The sequence below is a fragment of the Pseudomonas sp. IPO3749 genome, from assembly GCF_013386605.1.
GTDB lineage: Bacteria > Pseudomonadota > Gammaproteobacteria > Pseudomonadales > Pseudomonadaceae > Aquipseudomonas > Aquipseudomonas azotoformans_A.
The window spans coordinates 1-20,635 of sequence record NZ_JACARN010000058.1; the positions used below are offsets into that span (position 1 = coordinate 1).

Consider the following 20,635-nt stretch of genomic DNA (forward strand, 5'->3'; position numbering starts at 1 on the left):
GCATGTGTTCACGTAGATTTATTAATTAAAAAACCCGCATCTCTGCGGGTTTTTATTAACACAAAAATTTAATTAACCTTAGCGTTCAACTCACCCTTCAAATACCGCTGATACATCGCTTCCAACGAAACCGGCTTGATCTTCGAAGCGTTACCCGCAGTACCAAACGCTTCATAACGCGCGATACACACATCACGCATCGCCGTCACAGTCGCGCCAAAGAACTTGCGCGGGTCAAACTCGCTCGGGTTGGTGGCCATCAGGCGACGCATCGCACCGGTGGACGCCAAACGCAGGTCGGTGTCGATGTTGACCTTGCGCACGCCGTGCTTGATGCCTTCGACGATTTCTTCAACCGGTACGCCGTAGGTTTCTTTGATGTCGCCGCCGTACTGGTTGATGATCGCCAGCCACTCTTGCGGCACCGAGGAAGAGCCGTGCATCACCAAGTGGGTGTTGGGGATGCGTTTGTGGATTTCCTTGATGCGGTCGATGGCCAGTACGTCGCCGGTCGGTGGCTTGGTGAACTTGTAGGCGCCGTGGCTGGTGCCGATGGCGATAGCCAGGGCATCAACTTGGGTCTTTTTCACGAAGTCAGCGGCTTCTTCCGGATCGGTCAGCATCTGGCTGTGATCCAGCACGCCTTCAGCGCCGATGCCGTCTTCTTCGCCGGCCATGCCGGTTTCCAGGGAACCCAGGCAGCCCAGCTCGCCTTCAACCGATACGCCGCAGGCGTGGGCCATGGCCACGGTTTGTTGGGTGACGCGTACGTTGTACTCGTAGTCGGTCGGGGTCTTGCCGTCTTCGCCGAGGGAGCCGTCCATCATCACCGAGCTGAAGCCCAGTTGGATGGAGCGCTGGCACACGTCAGGGCTGGTGCCGTGGTCCTGGTGCATGCACACCGGGATGTGCGGGAATTCTTCGATGGCCGCGAGGATCAGGTGACGCAGGAACGGCGCGCCGGCGTATTTGCGGGCACCGGCCGAAGCCTGGACGATCACGGGGGAGTCGGTCTTGTCAGCGGCTTCCATGATGGCGCGCATCTGCTCAAGGTTGTTGACGTTAAAGGCTGGGACGCCGTAGCCGAACTCGGCTGCGTGGTCCAGCATTTGACGCATGCTGATAAGTGCCATTGTGTTGTCTCTCCCGGTCGAGGGTCGTTAATCGTGCAAGCCTGCCGTAGCGGCGGCTGCTATTCAAGTTATTGCAGGTCAGGGTTTGCATGCCTGGCTTGCTGAATCGTTATTGCTGTCAGGCTTACTGCGCTTTGCAGCCGCGCCCGATCAAATCATCGGTGGCAACCCAGTAAATCAGGCCTTCCTCACCTTTTGTGTGAAACGCCAATTGGTCGTTGGCATACAGCACGCCCGAGGCGGCGACGTCCTGTTTCAAGCGGTAAACCTGGTCGGAGCCGCCGAGGCGCACATCGACTTCAGATTTAGCCGGGTTGGCAAAGCGCCAGTTGACCTCAGCCTTGCTGTCGCAGGTCCAGGTGGTCCACTTGTCGGCAGTTTCTGCCTTGTTGCTGAACATGTTCATGCTGCTGCAGCCGGCCAACAGGGCCAGGGCTGCCAGGGCGAAAACGCCTTTCATTGCCAATCCTCGTGAGGCGACCGATGGCCGCCAGTTGATCAGACCCGTCAAGGGCAACCCTGTTCCTGACCGTTGGGCGCGGCGTCGTATTTCTCCAGCCGTTCGTTGCCGATGCGCTTGTTGATCACCGGCATGGTCTCGGCTTGCCAGTCCGCCTGGTAGCAGCTCTTTTTTTGCTGCGCTGCAGGCTTGCCAGCGTCCGGCGCTGCGTTTGGCGTGCTGCCGCAGCCGGCCAACAGGCCCGCTGCGATCACCATTGCCAACGACTTGATCATGGGAACACTCCTTTTCCGGATCACGAGCCTCAGCCTTTGGCTCGGGTTTCCAGCACTTCCACGGCGGGCAGTACTTTGCCTTCGACGAATTCGAGGAACGCGCCGCCACCGGTAGAAATGTAGGAGATTTGGTCAGCAACGCCATATTTATCGATGGCCGCCAGGGTGTCGCCACCGCCAGCAATCGAGAATGCCGAGCTTTCAGCGATGGCTTTGGCCAGCACTTTAGTGCCGTTGCCGAACTGGTCGAATTCGAAAACACCGACCGGACCGTTCCACAGGATGGTCTGCGAAGCTTTCAGCAGTTCGGCGAAGTTGGCTGCGGTTTGCGGGCCGATATCCAGGATCATGTCGTCGGCGGCCACATCAGCGATCAGCTTGACGGTGGCTTCGGCGCTTTCGGCAAATTCCTTGGCGACCACCACGTCGACCGGCAATGGCACGCTGACCTTGGCGGCGATGGCGCGGGCGGTGTCCAGCAGGTCCGGCTCGTACAGGGACTTGCCCACCGGGTGACCGGCTGCGGCCAGGAAGGTGTTGGCGATGCCGCCGCCAACGATCAGTTGGTTGCAGATCTGGCTCAGGCTGTTGAGCACGTCCAGCTTGGTGGACACCTTGGAGCCAGCCACGATGGCCGCCATTGGCTGGGCCGGAGCGCCCAACGCCTTGCCCAGTGCGTCCAGTTCAGCGGCCAGCAATGGGCCGGCAGCGGCAACCTTGGCGAACTTGGCCACGCCGTGGGTCGAGCCTTCGGCGCGGTGAGCGGTGCCGAACGCGTCCATCACGAACACGTCGCACAGCGCCGCATATTGCTGGGCCAGTTCGTCGCTGTTCTTTTTCTCGCCCTTGTTGAAGCGCACGTTTTCGAACAGCACGATGTCGCCGGCTTTAACGTCAACGCCACCCAGGTAATCAGCCACCAGCGGCACGTCACGGCCCAGGGCTTTGCTGAGGTAATCGGCAACAGGCTTGAGGCTGTTTTCGGCGGAGAACTCACCTTCGGTCGGACGACCCAGGTGGGAGCAGACCATCACGGCCGCGCCTTTTTCCAGGGCCAGCTTGATGGTCGGCAGCGAGGCCAGGATTCGCGCATCGCTGGTGACAACACCGTCCTTGACTGGGACGTTGAGGTCTTCGCGGATCAGTACGCGCTTACCTTGCAGATCGAGGTCGGTCATCTTCAACACGGTCATGGGTCGCAGTTCCTGAATTACTGTTGAGGTTGTTTAGAGGCGATGTGCAGATAATGTTCCGCAACATCCAGCATGCGGTTGGCAAAACCCCATTCGTTGTCGAACCAGGCCAGGATATTTACCAGCCTTGGGCCGGAAACGCGGGTCTGGCTGGCATCGACAATCGCCGAATGCGGGTCGTGGTTGAAATCACAACTGGCGTGGGGCAATTCGGTGTAGGCCAAAAGGCCCTTGAGCGGGCCGCTGGTGGCGGCGTCGCGCAGGATCCGGTTGACCTCCGTCGCATCGGTATCGCTGACGGTTTGCATGGTGATGTCCAAACAGGACACGTTCACCGTCGGCACCCGTACGGCTTTGGCCTGGATTCGCCCGGCAAGTTCCGGCAGCAGTCGCTCGATGCCGCGCGCCAGGCCGGTGGACACCGGAATCACCGACTGGAACGCCGAACGCGTACGGCGCAGGTCTTCGTGGTGGTAGGCGTCGATCACCGGCTGGTCGTTCATCGCCGAGTGGATCGTGGTGATCGACACGTAGTCCAGGCCGATCGCCTGATCCAGCAAGCGCAACAGCGGCACGCTGCAGTTGGTGGTGCAGGAAGCGTTGGACACCAGCAACTCGGCACCGGTCAGGCAATCCTGGTTGATGCCGTAGACGATGGTGGCGTCGACATCCGCTTCGCTGGCCATCGGCTGGGAAAACAGCACACGCGGTGCACCGGCGTCGAGGAAACGCTGGCCATCGGCACGGGTGTGATAGACACCGGAACATTCCAGCACCAGGTCGACGCCCAGTGCTTTCCAGTCGATGCCTTCGGGGGTGGCACTGCGCAGGACCTGCACGCAGTTGCCATTAATGTGCAGACAATCGCCCTCGACCCGCACTTCGCCTGGAAAGCGGCCGTGGGTGGAGTCAAAGCGTGTCAGGTATTCGATGCTGGCCATGTCAGCCAGATCATTGATCGCGACAATTTCAAACCCGGCCGCCGCCCCTCGCTCGAACAGAGCACGCAAGACGCAACGACCAATGCGGCCGTAGCCGTTGAGTGCAACTTTGTAGGGACGCGGTTGAGGCATGGGGTTCTCGATTACCTTGGGTAACGGGGTGGCTGTCAGACCGCTTTCGCGAGCAAGCCCGCTCCCACATTTAGACCGCGATCTAATGTGGGAGCGGGCTTGCTCGCGAAGGCGTCAGTACAGCCACCTCAATTTACAGCCTTAGTCTTCCAGCAGCTCTTCAGCCTGACCCAGGATGTTTTCCAGGGTGAAACCGAACTCTTCGAACAACGCTGGCGCCGGCGCCGACTCACCGTAGGTGGTCATGCCAATCACGCGGCCTTCCAGGCCCACGTACTTGTACCAGTAGTCGGCATGCGCCGCTTCGATGGCAATGCGCGCGCTGACCTGCAACGGCAGCACCGATTGCTTGTAGCCGGCGTCCTGGGCTTCGAACACGCTGGTGCACGGCATGGACACAACGCGTACGTTGCGGCCTTGGGCAGTCAGCTTGTCGTACGCCTGAACAGTCAGGCCCACTTCGGAACCGGTGGAGATCAGGATCAGCTCCGGCTCGCCGATGCAGTCCTTGAGCACGTAGCCGCCACGGCTGATGTCGGCGATCTGCGCGTCGGTACGCACTTGGTGCTGCAGGTTCTGACGCGAGAAGATCAGCGCCGAAGGGCCGTCCTTACGCTCGATGGCGTGTTTCCAGGCCACGGCGGATTCCACCGCATCGGCAGGGCGCCAGCAATCCAGGTTCGGCGTGGTACGCAGGCTGGTCAGTTGCTCGACCGGCTGGTGCGTTGGGCCGTCTTCACCCAAACCGATGGAGTCGTGGGTGTACACGTGGATCACGCGCTTCTTCATCAGCGCGGCCATGCGCACGGCGTTGCGGGCGTATTCCATGAACATCAGGAAGGTCGCGCCGTAAGGCACCAGGCCACCGTGCAGGGACACGCCGTTCATGATGGCGCTCATGCCGAACTCACGTACGCCGTAGTACATGTAGTTGCCGCTGGCGTCTTCAGCCGACACGCCTTTGCAGCCTTTCCACAGGGTCAGGTTGGAACCGGCCAGGTCGGCCGAACCGCCGAGGATCTCAGGCAGCAGCGGGCCAAAGGCGTTCAGGGTGTTCTGGCTGGCTTTACGGCTGGCGATGGTCTCGCCCTTGGCCGCGACTTCGGCGATGTAGGCCGAGGCTTTTTCCGAGAAGTCGGCAGGCAGGTCACCGGCGAGGCGGCGTACCAGCTCGTTGGCCAACTCAGGGAACTCGGCAGAGTAGGCCGCGAAACGCTGGTCCCACTCGGCTTCGGCCGCCAGGCCTTTTTCCTTGGCATCCCATTCGGCGTAGATGTCGGCCGGGATTTCGAACGGGCCGTGGTTCCACTTCAGGGCTTCACGGGTCAGGGCGATTTCCGCGTCACCCAGTGGGGCGCCGTGGCAGTCTTCTTTGCCCTGCTTGTTCGGCGAACCGAAACCGATGGTGGTTTTGCAGCAGATCAGGGTCGGCTGCGCGCTCTTGCGGGCGGTGTCGATGGCGGTCTTGATCTCTTCCGGATCGTGGCCGTCGACGTTGCGGATCACCTGCCAGTTGTAGGCTTCGAAACGCTTCGGGGTGTCATCGGTGAACCAGCCTTCGACTTCGCCGTCGATGGAGATGCCGTTGTCATCGTAGAAAGCGATCAGCTTGCCCAGGCCCAGGGTGCCGGCCAAGGAAGCGACTTCGTGGGAAATGCCTTCCATCATGCAGCCATCACCCAGGAACACATAGGTGTGGTGATCGACGATGTTGTGGCCGGTGCGGTTGAACTGCGCACCCAGGACTTTTTCAGCCAGCGCGAAGCCAACAGCGTTGGCCAGGCCTTGGCCCAGGGGACCGGTGGTGGTCTCCACGCCAGGGGTGTAGCCGAATTCCGGGTGGCCCGGGGTACGGCTGTGCAGTTGACGGAAGCTTTTCAGGTCATCGATGGTGACGTCGTAGCCGGTCAGGTGCAGCAGCGAGTAGATCAGCATCGAGCCATGGCCGTTGGACAGCACGAAGCGGTCACGGTCGGCGAACGACGGGTTGCTCGGGTTGTGTTTCAGGTAGTCACGCCAAAGTACCTCGGCGATATCCGCCATGCCCATCGGGGCACCGGGATGGCCGCTGTTGGCTTTTTGCACGGCATCCATGCTGAGGGCACGAATGGCGTTGGCACGCTCACGACGGCTGGGCATCGCTGATCTCCTGGGGTTTGCTGAAAAGAAACGGAAAAAAGGACCGGCATTTTCCCTCAGCCACCGCCTGCGGGCAATGACAGATAGTCACTTGAGGACGTTTTTCCTGTGCTTTGGGCATCAATCCCTTGCAGAAACCTTTAACCGATTCGTCTAAAGGTTATAGCGGCGGCTTATAACCGCCACTTATCGATCAATATCAAAACTTTTTGATATTGCCCTTGCGATGCATTCCCCCCGTCACTAGACTGCTGGCCTTATGAATCTACCCATGCCCTCACTGCGCCCCGACGACGGCGATGAACTGGCAGCCTTGTGCAAGGCCGCTGGCGATCCGTTGCGTTTGAACGTGTTGCGCGCACTGGCCAACGATTCCTTCGGCGTACTGGAACTGGCGCAGATATTTGCCATCGGCCAGTCCGGCATGAGCCACCACTTGAAGGTGCTGGCCCAGGCCGACCTGGTGGCGACTCGCCGTGAAGGCAACGCAATTTTCTACCGCCGCGCCCTGCCCCATACCGAACTGCTGGGCGGCAAGCTGCACGCGGCCTTGCTCGAAGAGGTGGATAACCTGAACCTGCCGGGCGACGTACAGTCGCGTATCGGCCAGGTCCATGGGCAACGCGCTGCCGCGAGCCAGGATTTTTTCGCACGGGTTGCCGAGAAGTTTCGCGCCCAGCAGGACCTGATCGCGGGCCTCCCTCAATACCGCGACAGCGTATTGGCGCTGCTCGACAAGCTGAGCTTCAGTGAAGAGGCCACGGCACTGGAAGTCGGCCCAGGCGACGGCGGTTTCCTGCCGGAACTGGCGCGGCGCTTCCAGCAAGTCACCGCGCTGGACAACAGCCCGGCGATGCTCGAACTGGCCCGCCAGCTGTGTGAGCGCGAGTCGCTGGGCAATGTCAGCCTGCAGTTGGCGGACGCGCTGAACAACACAACGTTAAAGGCCGACTGCGTGGTGCTGAACATGGTCTTGCACCATTTCGCCGCCCCCGCCGACGCCCTCAAGCAAATGGCCGGGCTGCTGCACCCCGGCGGTAGCCTGTTGGTTACGGATTTATGCAGCCACAACCAGAATTGGGCCAGGGAGGCCTGCGGTGATCTCTGGTTGGGTTTTGAACAGGATGATCTGGCCCGTTGGGCCACCGCTGCGGGACTCGTTCCCGGGGAAAGCCTCTATGTAGGTTTACGTAATGGTTTCCAGATCCAGGTCCGCCATTTTCAGCGGCCGGCTGGCGACACTCACCATCGGTAAAATCAGGAAAACATCGAGATGAGCGAATACTCCCTTTTCACCTCCGAGTCCGTGTCTGAAGGGCATCCGGACAAAATCGCCGACCAGATTTCCGACGCGGTGCTGGACGCGATCATTGCTGAAGACAAGTTCGCCCGTGTGGCGTGCGAGACTCTGGTGAAAACCGGTGTAGCGATCATCGCCGGCGAAGTGACCACCACCGCCTGGGTTGACCTGGAGCAGATCGTTCGTGACGTGATCACCGACATCGGCTACACCAGCTCCGACGTCGGCTTCGACGGCGCGACCTGCGGCGTCATGAACATCATCGGCAAGCAATCCCCGGACATCAACCAGGGTGTCGACCGTGCCAAGCCTGAAGATCAGGGCGCCGGCGACCAGGGCCTGATGTTCGGCTATGCCAGCAACGAAACCGACGTGCTGATGCCGGCACCGATCACCTTCTCGCACCAGCTGGTGCAGCGTCAGGCCGAAGCGCGTAAATCCGGCTTGCTGCCGTGGCTGCGTCCGGACGCCAAGTCCCAGGTGACCTGCCGTTATGAAGGCGGCAAGGTTGTGGGCATCGACGCTGTCGTGCTGTCGACCCAGCACAACCCGGACGTGTCCTACGCCGACCTGCGCGAAGGCGTGATGGAGCTGATCGTCAAACACGTGCTGCCGGCCGAACTGCTGAGCAAAGACACTCAGTTTCACATCAACCCGACTGGCCAGTTCATCATCGGCGGCCCGGTGGGCGACTGTGGCCTGACCGGTCGCAAGATCATCGTCGACAGCTACGGCGGCATGGCCCGTCACGGCGGTGGCGCGTTCTCCGGTAAAGATCCATCCAAGGTTGACCGTTCGGCGGCCTACGCCGGTCGTTACGTGGCCAAGAACATCGTCGCGGCCGGCCTGGCCGAGCGTTGCGAGATCCAGGTTTCCTACGCCATTGGTGTGGCCCAGCCTACGTCGATCTCGCTGAATACCTTCGGCACCGGCAAGATCAGCGATGACAAGATTGTGAAGCTGGTGCGTGAGATCTTCGACCTGCGCCCTTACGCGATCACCACCATGCTCGACCTGCTGCACCCGATGTACCAGGAAACCGCAGCCTACGGCCACTTCGGTCGTACCCCTGCGCAGAAGACTGTCGGCGACGACACGTTCACCACCTTCACCTGGGAAAAAACCGACCGCGCCAACGACCTGCGGACCGCCGCCGGCCTGTAATCGCCCTCGGTACACAAAAGCCCTGCCGGGTTCATCCGGCGGGGCTTTTTATTGCCGCTCGGATGGCGCGACGACCTTCACAGTTTTTGGATCCAAAGCTTGCAGGCCCAATGATGGCCCCTTAGAATCCGCGCCCTCTCGGGCCCTTCACCTTATTTGGATATTGCCCTGCGCCAGCCCGGGATTCATCAGTGCGCAGGCAATCGAACATTGAGGTTTTTCATGCGCATTTCCACGCTCGCCCCTTCCGCCCTGCTGCTCAGCCTGTTCGCCCTGCCGGTAAACGCCGCCGACCTGAGCGCACTGAGCGGCGCCCTGAGCGCCCAACTGGGTGGTGGCAACTCCGGCGACTGCCAGAAACAAGCCGCAGATCTGCAAACCAAGATCGATGCCGCCGAAGCACAGAAAGACACCTTGAAAGTGAAGGCCTTCAAAGCCGCGCAAGACCAGATCAACAAAGGTTGTGACAAACTTTCTGAAGCCCAGGCCAAAGCCGACGCCAAGCAGCAAACACAGGAGGCCAAGGCCGATAAGCCCGACGCCGTGAAAGCCCTGGGCGGCCTGTTCAAGTAAATAGAAACACCCCGTAAAAAGCCCCGCAGCGTCGGGGCTTTTTTGTGGCTGAGAGGATCATTTAGGCTGGGCGCCCTTTCCGGGCAAGGATGCTCATGATGCCTTTACTGATAGCACTTGTACTCAGCCTTTTACCTCTTAGTGGGTGGGCCGAAGAATGCCCAGACGCCGCCCGCGCACAGGTCAACACCCTGGCCGAACAGATACGCCTCTGGGACGACAGCTACCATCGCCTCAACCAATCCCCCGTCAGCGATGAACTCTATGACCAGGCACGCCAGCGCCTGGCCCACTGGCGCCAATGCTTCCCCGAAGCCACCACGAAACCCGACAAGCCACTGGCGAGTTCACGCGGCACCCGGCCTCATCCCATTGCCCATACAGGTCTTGAGAAACTGCAGGATGAACAGGCCGTCGGCGCCTGGCTGCGAACACGCGAAGATGTCTGGATTCAGCCCAAGGTGGATGGCGTGGCGGTGACCCTGATCTATCAAAAAGGTCGCCTGCGACAAGTCATCAGCCGGGGCGATGGCCTCATGGGCCACGACTGGTCCGCCTCCGCACGCAAGATCCCTGGCATTGTCCAGCAGTTGCCGGACCCCATCGACCTGGTGCTGCAAGGTGAACTCTATTGGCGGCTCGACGGCCATGTGCAATCGGCTAACGGCGGGCTTAATGCCCGCAGCAAAGTGGCAGGCCTGATGAACCGCCTGCAACTGAGCGACACCGATGCCAGCGGCATTGGCCTGTTTGTCTGGGCATGGCCCAAGGGGCCAGCTTCCTTTACCGAGCGCCTGGCCACATTGGCGCGCTGGGGCTTCACCGACAGTCGTCGCTTCAGCCAACCCATCCGTGACATCGCCGAAGCCACGCACTGGCGCGCCTATTGGTACAACCACCCACTGCCATTCGCCAGCGACGGGGTGGTGGTGCACCAGGCTCAGCGCGCGCCCGCCGAACGCTGGCAAGCCAGCGAACCCTATTGGGCGGCGGCCTGGAAGTACCCGGCAGGCAAGGCCCTGGCACTGGTGCGCAACGTGCAATTCAAGATCGGCCGCACCGGACGCATAACCCCGATGCTGGAGCTGGAGCCCGTGCGGCTGGACGACCGACAGATCAGCCGGGTGAGCACCGGTTCGCTGAAGCGTTGGCAAGCGCTGGATATCCGCCCTGGCGACCAGATATCCATCAGCCTGGCCGGCCAGGTGATTCCTCGACTGGACGAAGTCATCCTGCGAAACACCCACAGGGCAGACCTGAAAGTGCCTGACCCACGGGACTTCCATGCCTTGAGCTGCTGGCAACTGGACCCCGGCTGCGAAGAGCAGTTACTCGCGCGCCTCACCTGGCTGAGCAGCAATCAAGGCCTTGCGTTACCCCATATAGGTCGCGAAACCTGGAACGTATTGATCCAGGCCGGTCTAATCGCAGGCTTTCTCGATTGGTTAACCCTGGATGCGGCAGAGCTTGCTAACATTGAGGGCTTCGGTGACCGCAGCCGCGCACGTGTGCTCGAAAGCCTCGACAGCGCGCGGCAACGGTCCTTTGCCCAATGGCTCAAAGCCTTGGGTGTACCGCCTGCGGCACGCAACAACCTGGAAGGCGACTGGCAGACGCTGGTCGCCAGAGACACCCAGGCCTGGCTGGCCATCGATGGCATCGGCCCGGGCCGCGCGGCGCAATTGAGCGCTTTTTTCCGCGACCCGCAAGTACAGGCCTTGGCAGACACATTACGCGTGGCCGGCATCGACGGGTTCTGAACCCAAGCCGACCACCAGATTGCGACCTTGGAGCCCCACATGAAATTTCTAGCCCCCGTTGCCCTGACCGTTGCAACTTTCATGGCCACACCGTTGCTGGCCGCCGAACAAGCACCACAGCTCACCGGCTGCGCCGCCAAGCGCCAAGCCATCAGCACCCAGATCGAACAGGCCAAGGCCGCCGGCAACAGTGCGCAACAAGCGGGTCTGGAAAAAGCCCTGAGCGAAGTCACCGCCAACTGCACCGACGCGTCCTTGAAGAAGGAGCGGGAAAACAAGGTGCTCGATGCCAAGCATGAAGTCAGCCGCCGTCAGGCCGACCTCGACAAGGCCATGAAAAAAGGCGATGCGGACAAGATCAACAAACGCAAAGACAAGCTCGCCGAGTCCCGCAAAGAACTGCAGGACGCCGTGGAAGAACTCGACCAGTAAAACCGGTCAGTGGTCCCGGAACTGTTTATGGCAGGCGCTGCAGGCATCTTCGACTTTCTGCACCGCCGGCCCCAGGTTGCTGGCCTTGTAAGGCTGCACTTGGCTGATGATCACCAATTCACCGGTGGCCGCTTCAAGATCACGGGCCAGTTGCTGGAATTGCGCCTGCTTCTGCCAGACATCGTCCTTGGCGCTGGTGTGATCTTCCTCGCGCACGCTCGGGAAATGCTTCCACGGCTCATGGGACAACGTATCCAGCTTGACCGCGCCTTCGGCAAATTTAGCGCCGTCGAAGGGGATGCGCCCGCGCAGCATGCCGCCCAGGTCTTCGCCGGTCTTGAGCATCTGCTTGAAGATCGCCTTGCGCTGGCCCAGCGGCGAATTGGGATCTACGCCGCCACAGGCGGACAGCGTCAGGCAGGCCAGCAATACAACGGTCAGTCTTTTAAAAGTCATGGTGGCTTCGAGGTCACGGGAAACGGCGGCCAGTATCCTCGCCCCGCCCGTAAAGACCAATAGCCCTATTAATAATAAGGGTTGCCCAATAGCGCTGCGGCGTGGGCAATCGCTTCAGGAACTGTTTGTATGAATGTCACGTTGAAACCCTGGGGCCGCCGCCTGGCGTGGGCTCTGCCGATGATCGCGCTGCTGGCCGGCTGCGATGCGGGCAAAGAAACAGCCAAAGATGAAACACCCAAGCCCCACGCCGTCGCCACTTATGTCAATGCGCCGTGGGAAGCGTTACCGGCGGTGTCCGACAGCGACTTGCTGGCCGGATTTGAATCATGGCGCAGCGCCTGCCAACGCCTCAAGGCGGACCCGATCTGGGGTGCGACGTGCGCAGCCGCTGCGACCGTGCCCGCCAATGCTACGGCGGTGCGGGGCTTCCTCAAGGAGCGCCTGGATGTGTTCGGCCTGCGCTCTGCCGACAACACGCCCAACGGCTTGATCACCGGCTATTACGAACCGGTCTACCCCGGCAGCCTGACCAAAACCGCCAAAGCCAACGTGCCGGTATACGGCGTGCCGGACGACCTGATCATCGTCAACCTGGAAAGCATCTACCCCGAACTCAAGGGCAAGCGCCTGCGCGGTCGCCTGGAAGGTCGTGTGCTCAAGCCTTACGACGATGCCAGCGCTATCAACGGCCAGGGCTCCACGGCCAAACCGATTGCCTGGCTGACGGACCCGATGGACCTGCAGTTCCTGCAAATCCAGGGCTCGGGGCGCATCCAACTGGCGGGTGGGCGCCAACTGCGCGTCGGTTATGGCGACCAGAACGGCTACCCCTATCGTCCTATCGGCCGCTGGCTGGTGGAACAAGGCGAATTGAAGAAAGAAGAGGTGACCATGGGCGCCATCAGCGCCTGGGCCAAGGCGCACCCGCAGCGCATACCGGAACTGCTGGCGAGCAACCCCAGCTATGTGTTCTTCAGCGCGCGCCCCGACAGCAATGAAGGCCCGCGCGGTTCCTTGAACGTGCCATTGACCGCTGGCTACAGCGTGGCGGTGGATCGCAAGGTGATTCCGTTGGGCAGTCTGTTATGGCTGTCGACCACCAAGCCGGATGGTTCGCCGATCGCACGGCCCGTCGCCGCACAGGACACCGGCGGCGCAATCACGGGTGAAGTGCGCGCGGATCTGTTCTGGGGCACCGGCGATGCGGCGGGTGAGTTGGCTGGGAACATGAAGCAGCAGGGGCAGATCTGGATGTTGTGGCCAAAGGGTGCAGCGTTGCCCCAGGTGCCGGATGCGCCTGCGGGGAACTAAGGGACGCTGAAAATCCAAAATGTGGGAGCGGGCTTGCTCGCGAATGCGGTGTATCAGCCACCTATGTACTGACTGGCACTCCGTATTCGCGAGCAAGCCCGCTCCCACAGGGGATCTTCATCAACCCGTCAGATCGAGACAAAGAAGAAACTCGCAATTAACGCCATCCCCACGAACCACACCAGCGAACGCAGCATCGCCCAGTCTGCCAGGTAGCAAATGATGTACAGCAGGCGGCTGGTGATAAACAGCACGGCCAGCACATTGATGGTCACCAATTCGGCCGTACCCGCCAGGTGCGCGATGATCACTGCTGCCGCGAAGGCCGGCGTGACTTCGAAACTGTTGAGCTGGGCACTGTGGGCACGCTTGGCAAAGCCTTCAAGGGTGTCCAGGAAAGCGCGAGGGTCGTGGTTCTGCCGTGGGCCGAACTTGCCGCCGCTGAACTTGGCCACACCTGTGCACAGGTAAGGTAGAAAAATTGCGATCAACACACACCAGAAAGCGACCGTCATCACACATTCCTTTTGTAGTTTTAAACAGCGATTAGAGTTTTAGCACTAAAAACACCAAACCGCACTCACCCGCTATGAGCCCTGGCTGGCCCAAAGGTTCTATGGCGCTTTATCCAATGCCCTGCAACATCGCGCCGCTGGCGCGGTCCATCCACCCAACCCTGCACTGCCACCCAACCTCCAAGGACCCCGGATGCTTGAACTTGTCGCCGCCTTTATTTGCCTCACCACCCTGCTCACCTATGTGAATTTCCGCTTTATCGGCCTGCCGCCCACCATCGGTGTGATGGTCACGGCCCTGGTGTTTTCGCTGATCCTGCAAGGGTTGAGCGTTCTCGGTTACCCAGGCCTGGAAGAGCGCATCCAGCAATTGATCGGCCAGATCGACTTCGGCGATTTGCTGATGAACTGGATGCTGTCGTTCCTGCTGTTCGCCGGTGCCTTGCACGTGAACCTGAACGACCTGCGCAGCTACCGCTGGCCCATCGGCCTGCTGGCGACCTTCGGCGTATTGATCGCGACCGTGGTGATCGGCAGCCTGGCGTATTACATCTTCGCCCTGTTTGGCTGGCACGTGAGCTTCCTTTACTGCCTGCTGTTCGGCGCGCTGATTTCGCCGACCGACCCGATTGCGGTGCTGGGTGTGTTGCGTACGGCCAATGCCTCGAAACCGCTGAAGACCACTATCGTGGGCGAATCACTGCTCAACGACGGTACCGCTGTCGTGGTCTTCACCGTGTTGCTGGGCATCGCACAACTGGGCGAAACCCCGACCGTCGGCGCCACTGCCCTGCTGTTCGCCCATGAAGCCATCGGCGGCGTGGTATTTGGCGGTCTGATTGGCTACTTGGTCTACCTGATGATCAAGAGCATCGAGCAGCACCAGATCGAAGTGATGCTGACCCTCGCCCTGGTAATCGGCGGCTCGGCGATGGCCACCGAGCTGCACGTCTCGGCACCGATTGCGATGGTGGTCGCCGGTCTGATCATCGGCAACCTGGGCCGCAAGTTGGCGATGAACGACATGACCCGCCGCTACCTGGACGGTTTCTGGGAGTTGCTCGACGACATGCTCAATGCCCTGCTGTTCGCCCTGATCGGCATGGAGCTGCTGCTCTTGCCGTTCAACTGGTTGCACGTATTCGCCGCCAGCCTGCTGGCCGTGGCAATCCTGCTGTCGCGCCTGTTGACGGTGGCCCCGGCGATCCTGCTGCTACGGCGCTGGCGCACGGTGCCACGCGGCACCATCCGTATCCTCACCTGGGGCGGTTTGCGTGGTGGTGTGTCGGTAGCGTTGGCCCTGGCACTGCCGCTGGGCCCGGAGCGTGACCTGCTGCTGAGCATCACCTACATCGTGGTGCTGTCGTCGATCCTGTTGCAGGGGTTGAGTATCGGCAAGCTGGTCAAGCGCGTGACCCGTGATGAGCCCCAGGCCGCATCCGACGCTCACTGATCCTTGTCGATCCGCTGCGGATGCCTGGGGTCCGCAGCCTTTTTGCCCGGCAGGCTGCTTTCGCTGCGAATCTGCGCATGGCTGATCAGCGCAAAGATAAAGCTGCCGCCAATGATATTGCCCGCCAGCGTCGGCCCGGCGAACACCAGCCAGAAGTCCTTCCACGCCAGTTCGCCGGCAAACACCAGGTATGACACCTCCGCCGACCCCACCACGATATGGGTAAAGTCCCCCAGCGCCATCAGGTAAGTGACCAAGATGATGATGAACATCTTGGCGCTTTCCATCGACGGGATCATCCACACCATGGTCGCGATCATCCAGCCGGAGATGATGCCTTTGGCGAACATCTGGCTGGCGTCGTTTTCCATGATCTTGCGCCCGATTTCGAGGAAAGCCTGGTCAGTCCGGGTATCGAAGATCGGCAGGTGCAGCATCACATAAGCCACCAGCAGGGTGCCGCACAGGTTGCCGACCAACACCACCGTCCATAATCGCAACAGTCGCCCGGCGTTGCCCAGGGTGGGCTTGCTCATCACCGGCAGCACCGCCGTCAGGGTGTTTTCGGTGAACAACTGCTGACGCGCGAGGATCACCGCCAGGAAGCCTGCGCAGTAACCGAAGCTGGCGATCACCTTGAAGGCTTCGCCATCTGGCAGGCGCGAGTTGAGCAACCCCATCGCCATCAGCGACAGTCCCATGGTCAACCCGGCTGCCAACGCCGACCACCACAAGGCGGCGACGCTGCGCTCCAACTCTTGGTCGCCCTGGGTGCGGATGATTTCATGCAGCACCGCCGCGCGGGGCGGCTGGTTTTTATCGACGTCCTGCTGCTCTTCCTGCGACAGGTTGGGGGTTTTGCCTGATTTGTCGGTGGCCATGATCATCCGGAGTCCAAGGGGTGCCTGTAGCTACGACACGCCGCCGCGATGGCTGTTCAGTGGCCAGGCAACTAAACCTTTAGCTTCCAGGCCTTGGCCATCTCCACGGTGGTGGAACTGGAGGCCTTGTCCCAAGGCTTGTTGCGTGCCTTGTAACTGTCAACGAGGGTGTCGAGTACCCGGTTGAATTCGGTGGGTGTGGTGGCCCATGCCAGGTCCTGGGCCGCACGGCGCAACAGTTCAACGTTGGACTCGGGCTGGCCGGGCCGGAACAGCGACGGGTAGATCACCTCACGCGTGAAGTTTTCAGCTTTCGTCGCAATATCACGCACGCTCATCTCAGCGACAGCACGGCCAATGACCTTGGACATCGGCAATGCACCGCCTGCGATCTGCTTGGCCGCCGCTTGCAACAACTGCTGAAAATTGGGCTGACGGGCGACATTGAGGCGCCGCCCCAACCAATCGATGTGCTCCGGACGCTCGGCCAGGGCGTCGAGGTTACGCAGGGCCGATGAGATTCTCGGCGTGAACACCAGCGCGCCTTGTGCCTGGTTAGCCTCGGCAATCGCGACATCCAGGACTTGCAACGCCTGTTTTGCGCTTTCCCGAAACATCAGCACATCCGAGGCGGCGGGGTCTTTTTGCAGCGTCGGTTGCACGCTGGCAAGCATTGAATCATCCATGGCCAACACGGCGTCATCCAGCGATTGGAAAGCGTGGTGCTCAAGTGCAGTGGTACGACGCTCCAAATGCGCGTCTACCGCCTGGCGCGCCTTCGCTTGCAGGTGTTGCTTCTGCTCATCCTGCATCGTGAAGTTGACCGTGCCCGTGAGCAGGCCTCGAAAATCGCCTTTCTCAGTCTTGAGGGGCAATGTCACGATCTGCTCGGCGAACGCTTCGAGCTTTTTGTCCTGGAAGGCCCCAGCAGCCGAATGCGCAACGCCCGTGATGCGATCTGCCAGGTGGCTCAAAAAACTGCCACTGCGCGCTCGCTCACCAGAGGCATCTGACTCGAACTTGACGATCAACGCTTCGGACTTGGCCAGGGGGCTCTCGGGAAACGCCCGATCCACCACACCTGGCGCCGGTGTATTGAGCAGCAGGCCGCCGTCCTTGAATGCGGTGGTTTCAGCTGTAGCCTGGAAACCGTGCCCTTGTTCCGTCGGGCTCTTGAACACCAGTGGCAACGCGCCTGAAATATGCGCCGCCCTGGCGATGTCCATCTGCGGCGTCAGGCTCGCATTGAACACCACCAGCTGTGGACGGTCGGCAAACATGCCGGTGCCGGTGATGTTGAGTTGCTTGATCGCAGGTATATCCCGACTCAGCACCTCAAGATCGCCAAACGTAGGGGCGCCGCCGGCACTCAACCTGTCAGCAATGCGCATGATTTGCGCCGACCGGGTTTCCCGAGGGGTTTGCGCGATATGACCCAGAATCGACTGGCGCGACTCATTGCGAATCAGTTCTTCAAGGGGAAGTGCCTCGGTCTGCAGGCGTGGCAGCAAGGTCATCAACAATTGAGAGGTACTGCCGACAGCGCCGGGCAAGCGCCCAACCAGCTTGCCCAGTGTCGTACTGGCATCCTGCATCCAAGCCGTCACGGCGTCTTTGCTATTGAGCAGGCTTGGCAAATCGATACCATCCGACAACTTGTCGAACGCTTCAGCCCCCATGCCACTGGCAATCAGTGCTGCTGAAATAGCACCGGCAGATGAGCCGGAAATCGATTGGATACCTTGCAGCTTCTGGGCGTCCTCAAGTGCCCGCACCACCCCCGAGAAAGCAATGCCCTTGGCGCCACCCCCACTGAGTACCAGGCTGGTGACAGGGGGGGCCGATAAAAACACGTCCACCCGTCCCTGCTGATCACGCATGAGTGTCACATTGCGCGCGCCCTCCGCCTCCACCAGCGGCGTCTCCACCGCTGGCTGGGTCGGGGCATACGCCTCTTCAGTCACTGAGGGTTGAATCTTGGTGATCGAGTTAAACACTTTCATCCATGGGCTCTCTGTACAGGGTGTGGTCCTGAGTGATGAGAGCGCCTGGGAAAGATCCGTGCGGAATGATTTGGTAAAGCAAATCAAAGCGCAGCAGGGTTACTCGGGAAGGCTATCGTCCTTGAACTGGTCCTTCACGTACCGGATCTCGGTGCGGCCGTGGGGCGCTGGCAAGCCATCCTCACCGAGGTTGACGAAGACCATCTTCTCTACCGTGAGGATGCTTTTGCGCGTGATCTTGTTGCGCACTTCACAGGTCAGGGTGATGGAGGTGCGACCAAATTCGGTAGCGGTAATGCCCAGTTCGATGATGTCGCCCTGGCGCGAGGCGCTGACGAAGTTGATTTCGGAGATGTACTTGGTCACCACGCGCTGGTTGCCCAGTTGGACGATGGCGTAGATCGCTGCTTCTTCGTCGATCCAGCGCAGCAGGCTGCCACCGAACAGGGTGCCGTTGGGGTTGAGGTCTTCGGGTTTTACCCATTTGCGGGTGTGGAAGTTCATGGTCACTCCAAAGCGTCTTGCGAAATGATGGGCAACATCATGGCAGAGCCTGGGCCCAAGCTCTATGCGCCATTGCCTATCAACCCCATCAGCGATCTTCATATGGCCGACGGAAAGGCTTGGGAAGTCTGGCGCACACGGCTATAATCGGCGCCGTTTCAAAACGGTCATCTCTAGTTGATACCGTTCTCCCGCCACCTGTCCGAGGGGCGCTGCAGCAGGTTCAACCTGTCAGGCTCGGATGGGGCGTTGTCCGGCCTGGTTAGCCAGCTGGATACTAAACGCACAACGGCGCCCATTCGCACACTACGAATGGAGGCTCTTCATGAGCGCAGTAAACACGCCTGCAGATTTCAACGACTACAAAGTCGCCGACATGTCCCTCGCCGCCTGGGGCCGTCGCGAAACCTTTATCGCCGAATCCGAAATGCCTGCCCTGATGGGTCTGCGCCGCAAGTACGCCGCTGAGCAGCCGCTCAAAGGCGCCAAGATCCTCGGCTGCATCCACATGACCATCCAGACTGCCGTGCTGATCGAAACCCTGGTTGCCCTGGGTGCCGAAGTGCGTTGGTCGTCCTGCAACATCTTCTCGACTCAAGACCAGGCCGCTGCCGCTATCGCCGCTGCCGGTATCGCGGTATTCGCCTGGAAAGGCGAGACCGAAGAAGAGTACGAGTGGTGCCTGGAGCAAACCATCCTCAAGGATGGCGCGCCTTGGGATGCCAACATGATCCTCGACGACGGCGGCGACCTGACCGAGTTGCTGCACAAGAAGTACCCGCAGATCCTGGACCGCGTCCACGGTGTGACCGAAGAAACCACCACCGGCGTGCACCGCCTGCTGGACATGCTGGCCAAGGGCGAGCTGAAAATCCCGGCCATCAACGTCAACGACTCGGTGACCAAGAGCAAGAACGACAACAAGTACGGCTGCCGTCACAGCCTGAACGATGCCATCAAGCGCGGCACCGACCACCTGCTGTCGGGCAAGCAAGCCCTGGTGATCGGCTACGGTGACGTGGGCAAGGGTTCGTCCCAGTCCCTGCGTCAGGAAGGCATGATCGTTAAAGTCTCCGAAGTCGACCCGATCTGCGCCATGCAAGCCTGCATGGACGGTTTCGAAGTGGTTTCGCCGTTCATCAACGGCCAGAACGACGGCACCGAAGCGAGCATCGACAAGGCGCTGCTGGGCAAGATCGATCTGATCGTGACCACCACCGGCAACGTGAATGTTTGCGACGCAAACATGCTCAAGGCCCTGAAGAAGCGTGCTGTTGTCTGCAACATCGGCCACTTCGACAACGAAATCGACACCGCTTTCATGCGTAAAAACTGGGCATGGGAAGAAGTGAAGCCACAGGTACACAAGGTTCACCGTACCGGTGCAGGCGATTTCGACCCGCAGAACGACGACTACCTGATCCTGCTGGCTGAAGGCCGCCTGGTTAACCTGGGCAACGCCACTGGCCACCCAAGCCGCATCATGGACGGCTCGTTCGCCAACCAGGTACTGGCGCAGATCTTCCTGTTCGGCCAGAAGTACGCCGACCTGTCGCCTGCCCAGAAAGCCGAGCGCCTGACCGTGGAAGTATTGCCGAAGAAACTCGACGAAGAAGTGGCCCTGGAAATGGTCCGCGGCTTCGGCGGCGTAGTGACTCAACTGACCAAGACCCAGGCCGACTACATCGGCGTGACGGTCGAAGGTCCGTTCAAGCCGCACGCTTACCGCTACTGATATGCCTGCTGCCCGCTCCCTTTCAAGGGAAGCGGGCTTTATGTGGGAGCGGGCTTGCTCGCGAATGCGGTGTGTCAGTCGACATATTCATCAACTGACCTACCGCATTCGCGAGCAAGCCCGCTCCCACAGTTTTGATTCGGTTTCTTCAGTTGGAGACATCGGCAATGGCTTGAGCCAGCAACGTCAGGCGTGTCGCATCAATGCCCGCCACGTTGGCCCGCCCCGAACTCACCATATACACGCTGTGCTTTTCGCGCAGTTGCTTCACC

General features: G+C 60.6%; 19 protein-coding genes, 1 pseudogene and 1 riboswitch. Of the genes and pseudogenes, 8 read left to right on the plus strand and 12 right to left on the minus strand.

Going from position 1 to position 20,635, the window contains the following annotated elements; all coding sequences use genetic code 11:
• Positions 1 to 68 precede the first annotated feature (68 nt).
• The 6 genes from fba to tkt all read right to left on the minus strand — a co-directional run bounded on the left by fba (position 69) and on the right by tkt (position 6,273).
• Complete coding sequence (gene fba, locus HX812_RS22020) at positions 69 to 1,133, minus strand: class II fructose-bisphosphate aldolase (RefSeq protein ID WP_033897118.1); 1,065 nt, start codon at positions 1,131 to 1,133, stop codon at positions 69 to 71.
• 124 nt (positions 1,134 to 1,257) lie between these two features.
• Positions 1,258 to 1,593 (minus strand): MliC family protein, encoded by a 336-nt coding sequence (locus HX812_RS22025; protein ID WP_038847713.1) that lies wholly within the window; start codon positions 1,591 to 1,593, stop codon positions 1,258 to 1,260.
• Between the two features lie 47 nt (positions 1,594 to 1,640).
• Positions 1,641 to 1,868: a hypothetical protein gene (locus HX812_RS22030; RefSeq protein WP_038847714.1), complete on the minus strand. Its 228-nt coding sequence runs from the start codon at positions 1,866 to 1,868 to the stop codon at positions 1,641 to 1,643.
• A gap of 29 nt (positions 1,869 to 1,897) precedes the next feature.
• Positions 1,898 to 3,061, minus strand: coding sequence for a phosphoglycerate kinase (locus HX812_RS22035; RefSeq protein ID WP_025857657.1), 1,164 nt, complete (start codon positions 3,059 to 3,061; stop codon positions 1,898 to 1,900).
• 17 nt (positions 3,062 to 3,078) lie between these two features.
• On the minus strand, positions 3,079 to 4,134 hold the full coding sequence (gene epd, locus HX812_RS22040) for an erythrose-4-phosphate dehydrogenase (protein WP_038847716.1): 1,056 nt from the start codon (positions 4,132 to 4,134) through the stop codon (positions 3,079 to 3,081).
• Between the two features lie 141 nt (positions 4,135 to 4,275).
• On the minus strand, positions 4,276 to 6,273 hold the full coding sequence (gene tkt / locus HX812_RS22045; protein ID WP_038844678.1) for a transketolase: 1,998 nt from the start codon (positions 6,271 to 6,273) through the stop codon (positions 4,276 to 4,278).
• Between the two features lie 259 nt (positions 6,274 to 6,532).
• On the opposite strand from tkt, the gene HX812_RS22050 reads away from it, so the two are divergent.
• From HX812_RS22050 to HX812_RS22070, 5 genes are all read left to right on the plus strand, one after another.
• On the plus strand, positions 6,533 to 7,528 hold the full coding sequence (locus HX812_RS22050; RefSeq protein ID WP_038844679.1) for a metalloregulator ArsR/SmtB family transcription factor: 996 nt from the start codon (positions 6,533 to 6,535) through the stop codon (positions 7,526 to 7,528).
• A gap of 18 nt (positions 7,529 to 7,546) precedes the next feature.
• Positions 7,547 to 8,737 (plus strand): methionine adenosyltransferase, encoded by a 1,191-nt coding sequence (gene metK, locus HX812_RS22055; RefSeq protein WP_028618258.1) that lies wholly within the window; start codon positions 7,547 to 7,549, stop codon positions 8,735 to 8,737.
• Between the two features lie 222 nt (positions 8,738 to 8,959).
• Positions 8,960 to 9,310: a DUF1090 family protein gene (locus HX812_RS22060; RefSeq protein WP_038844680.1), complete on the plus strand. Its 351-nt coding sequence runs from the start codon at positions 8,960 to 8,962 to the stop codon at positions 9,308 to 9,310.
• Positions 9,311 to 9,405: 95 nt separating this feature from the next.
• Complete coding sequence (gene ligB / locus HX812_RS22065) at positions 9,406 to 11,070, plus strand: NAD-dependent DNA ligase LigB (RefSeq protein ID WP_038844681.1); 1,665 nt, start codon at positions 9,406 to 9,408, stop codon at positions 11,068 to 11,070.
• A gap of 39 nt (positions 11,071 to 11,109) precedes the next feature.
• A complete protein-coding gene (locus HX812_RS22070) occupies positions 11,110 to 11,502 on the plus strand; it encodes a DUF1090 domain-containing protein (protein WP_038844682.1) in 393 nt (130 codons plus the stop codon).
• A 6-nt stretch (positions 11,503 to 11,508) separates the two neighbouring features.
• On the opposite strand, the gene HX812_RS22075 is transcribed toward HX812_RS22070, so the two are convergent.
• Positions 11,509 to 11,958, minus strand: a complete 450-nt coding sequence (locus HX812_RS22075) for a cytochrome c (RefSeq protein WP_038844684.1) — start codon at positions 11,956 to 11,958, stop codon at positions 11,509 to 11,511.
• Positions 11,959 to 12,087: 129 nt separating this feature from the next.
• Here HX812_RS22075 and HX812_RS22080 point away from each other — a divergent pair, with 129 nt between their 5' ends.
• Positions 12,088 to 13,272 (plus strand): murein transglycosylase A, encoded by a 1,185-nt coding sequence (locus HX812_RS22080; protein WP_038844685.1) that lies wholly within the window; start codon positions 12,088 to 12,090, stop codon positions 13,270 to 13,272.
• A gap of 128 nt (positions 13,273 to 13,400) precedes the next feature.
• On the opposite strand, the gene HX812_RS22085 is transcribed toward HX812_RS22080, so the two are convergent.
• The gene (locus HX812_RS22085) at positions 13,401 to 13,787 is read right to left on the minus strand and encodes an MAPEG family protein (RefSeq protein WP_010207167.1); all 387 of its coding nucleotides are present in this window, start codon (positions 13,785 to 13,787) and stop codon (positions 13,401 to 13,403) included.
• A gap of 193 nt (positions 13,788 to 13,980) precedes the next feature.
• Between HX812_RS22085 and HX812_RS22090 the strand changes: the two genes are divergently transcribed.
• Positions 13,981 to 15,240, plus strand: coding sequence for a sodium:proton antiporter (locus tag HX812_RS22090; RefSeq protein ID WP_177128188.1), 1,260 nt, complete (start codon positions 13,981 to 13,983; stop codon positions 15,238 to 15,240).
• On the opposite strand, the gene HX812_RS22095 is transcribed toward HX812_RS22090, so the two are convergent.
• From HX812_RS22095 to HX812_RS22105, 3 genes are all read right to left on the minus strand, one after another.
• Positions 15,234 to 16,121 carry a formate/nitrite transporter family protein gene (locus HX812_RS22095; protein WP_038843266.1) on the minus strand — a complete coding sequence of 296 codons (888 nt, stop codon included), beginning with the start codon at positions 16,119 to 16,121 and terminating at the stop codon, positions 15,234 to 15,236. The genes HX812_RS22090 and HX812_RS22095 overlap by 7 nt on opposite strands.
• A 71-nt stretch (positions 16,122 to 16,192) precedes the next feature.
• Positions 16,193 to 18,124: a patatin-like phospholipase family protein gene (locus tag HX812_RS22100; protein ID WP_038843260.1), complete on the minus strand. Its 1,932-nt coding sequence runs from the start codon at positions 18,122 to 18,124 to the stop codon at positions 16,193 to 16,195.
• Between the two features lie 99 nt (positions 18,125 to 18,223).
• Positions 18,224 to 18,628 carry an acyl-CoA thioesterase gene (locus tag HX812_RS22105; RefSeq protein ID WP_010207175.1) on the minus strand — a complete coding sequence of 135 codons (405 nt, stop codon included), beginning with the start codon at positions 18,626 to 18,628 and terminating at the stop codon, positions 18,224 to 18,226.
• Between the two features lie 198 nt (positions 18,629 to 18,826).
• A riboswitch (S-adenosyl-L-homocysteine riboswitch) is annotated at positions 18,827 to 18,932 on the plus strand.
• Positions 18,933 to 18,953: 21 nt separating this feature from the next.
• Here HX812_RS22105 and ahcY point away from each other — a divergent pair.
• On the plus strand, positions 18,954 to 20,363 hold the full coding sequence (gene ahcY, locus HX812_RS22110) for an adenosylhomocysteinase (protein ID WP_016977735.1): 1,410 nt from the start codon (positions 18,954 to 18,956) through the stop codon (positions 20,361 to 20,363).
• A 148-nt stretch (positions 20,364 to 20,511) separates the two neighbouring features.
• Here the strand turns inward: ahcY and HX812_RS22115 are convergent.
• Positions 20,512 to 20,635: pseudogene (locus tag HX812_RS22115) on the minus strand (aromatic amino acid aminotransferase); the annotation flags it as partial.

What these genes read in the sequence shown, in the direction of transcription:
- fba (WP_033897118.1), bottom strand. Translation starts at nt 1,133, where the DNA reads ATGGCACTTATCAGCATGCGTCAAATGCTGGACCACGCAGCCGAGTTC.
- HX812_RS22025 (WP_038847713.1), bottom strand. Translation starts at nt 1,593, where the DNA reads ATGAAAGGCGTTTTCGCCCTGGCAGCCCTGGCCCTGTTGGCCGGCTGC.
- HX812_RS22030 (WP_038847714.1), bottom strand. Translation starts at nt 1,868, where the DNA reads ATGATCAAGTCGTTGGCAATGGTGATCGCAGCGGGCCTGTTGGCCGGC.
- HX812_RS22035 (WP_025857657.1), bottom strand. Translation starts at nt 3,061, where the DNA reads ATGACCGTGTTGAAGATGACCGACCTCGATCTGCAAGGTAAGCGCGTA.
- epd (WP_038847716.1), bottom strand. Translation starts at nt 4,134, where the DNA reads ATGCCTCAACCGCGTCCCTACAAAGTTGCACTCAACGGCTACGGCCGC.
- tkt (WP_038844678.1), bottom strand. Translation starts at nt 6,273, where the DNA reads ATGCCCAGCCGTCGTGAGCGTGCCAACGCCATTCGTGCCCTCAGCATG.
- HX812_RS22050 (WP_038844679.1), top strand. Translation starts at nt 6,533, where the DNA reads ATGAATCTACCCATGCCCTCACTGCGCCCCGACGACGGCGATGAACTG.
- metK (WP_028618258.1), top strand. Translation starts at nt 7,547, where the DNA reads ATGAGCGAATACTCCCTTTTCACCTCCGAGTCCGTGTCTGAAGGGCAT.
- HX812_RS22060 (WP_038844680.1), top strand. Translation starts at nt 8,960, where the DNA reads ATGCGCATTTCCACGCTCGCCCCTTCCGCCCTGCTGCTCAGCCTGTTC.
- ligB (WP_038844681.1), top strand. Translation starts at nt 9,406, where the DNA reads ATGATGCCTTTACTGATAGCACTTGTACTCAGCCTTTTACCTCTTAGT.
- HX812_RS22070 (WP_038844682.1), top strand. Translation starts at nt 11,110, where the DNA reads ATGAAATTTCTAGCCCCCGTTGCCCTGACCGTTGCAACTTTCATGGCC.
- HX812_RS22075 (WP_038844684.1), bottom strand. Translation starts at nt 11,958, where the DNA reads ATGACTTTTAAAAGACTGACCGTTGTATTGCTGGCCTGCCTGACGCTG.
- HX812_RS22080 (WP_038844685.1), top strand. Translation starts at nt 12,088, where the DNA reads ATGAATGTCACGTTGAAACCCTGGGGCCGCCGCCTGGCGTGGGCTCTG.
- HX812_RS22085 (WP_010207167.1), bottom strand. Translation starts at nt 13,787, where the DNA reads ATGACGGTCGCTTTCTGGTGTGTGTTGATCGCAATTTTTCTACCTTAC.
- HX812_RS22090 (WP_177128188.1), top strand. Translation starts at nt 13,981, where the DNA reads ATGCTTGAACTTGTCGCCGCCTTTATTTGCCTCACCACCCTGCTCACC.
- HX812_RS22095 (WP_038843266.1), bottom strand. Translation starts at nt 16,121, where the DNA reads ATGGCCACCGACAAATCAGGCAAAACCCCCAACCTGTCGCAGGAAGAG.
- HX812_RS22100 (WP_038843260.1), bottom strand. Translation starts at nt 18,124, where the DNA reads ATGAAAGTGTTTAACTCGATCACCAAGATTCAACCCTCAGTGACTGAA.
- HX812_RS22105 (WP_010207175.1), bottom strand. Translation starts at nt 18,628, where the DNA reads ATGAACTTCCACACCCGCAAATGGGTAAAACCCGAAGACCTCAACCCC.
- ahcY (WP_016977735.1), top strand. Translation starts at nt 18,954, where the DNA reads ATGAGCGCAGTAAACACGCCTGCAGATTTCAACGACTACAAAGTCGCC.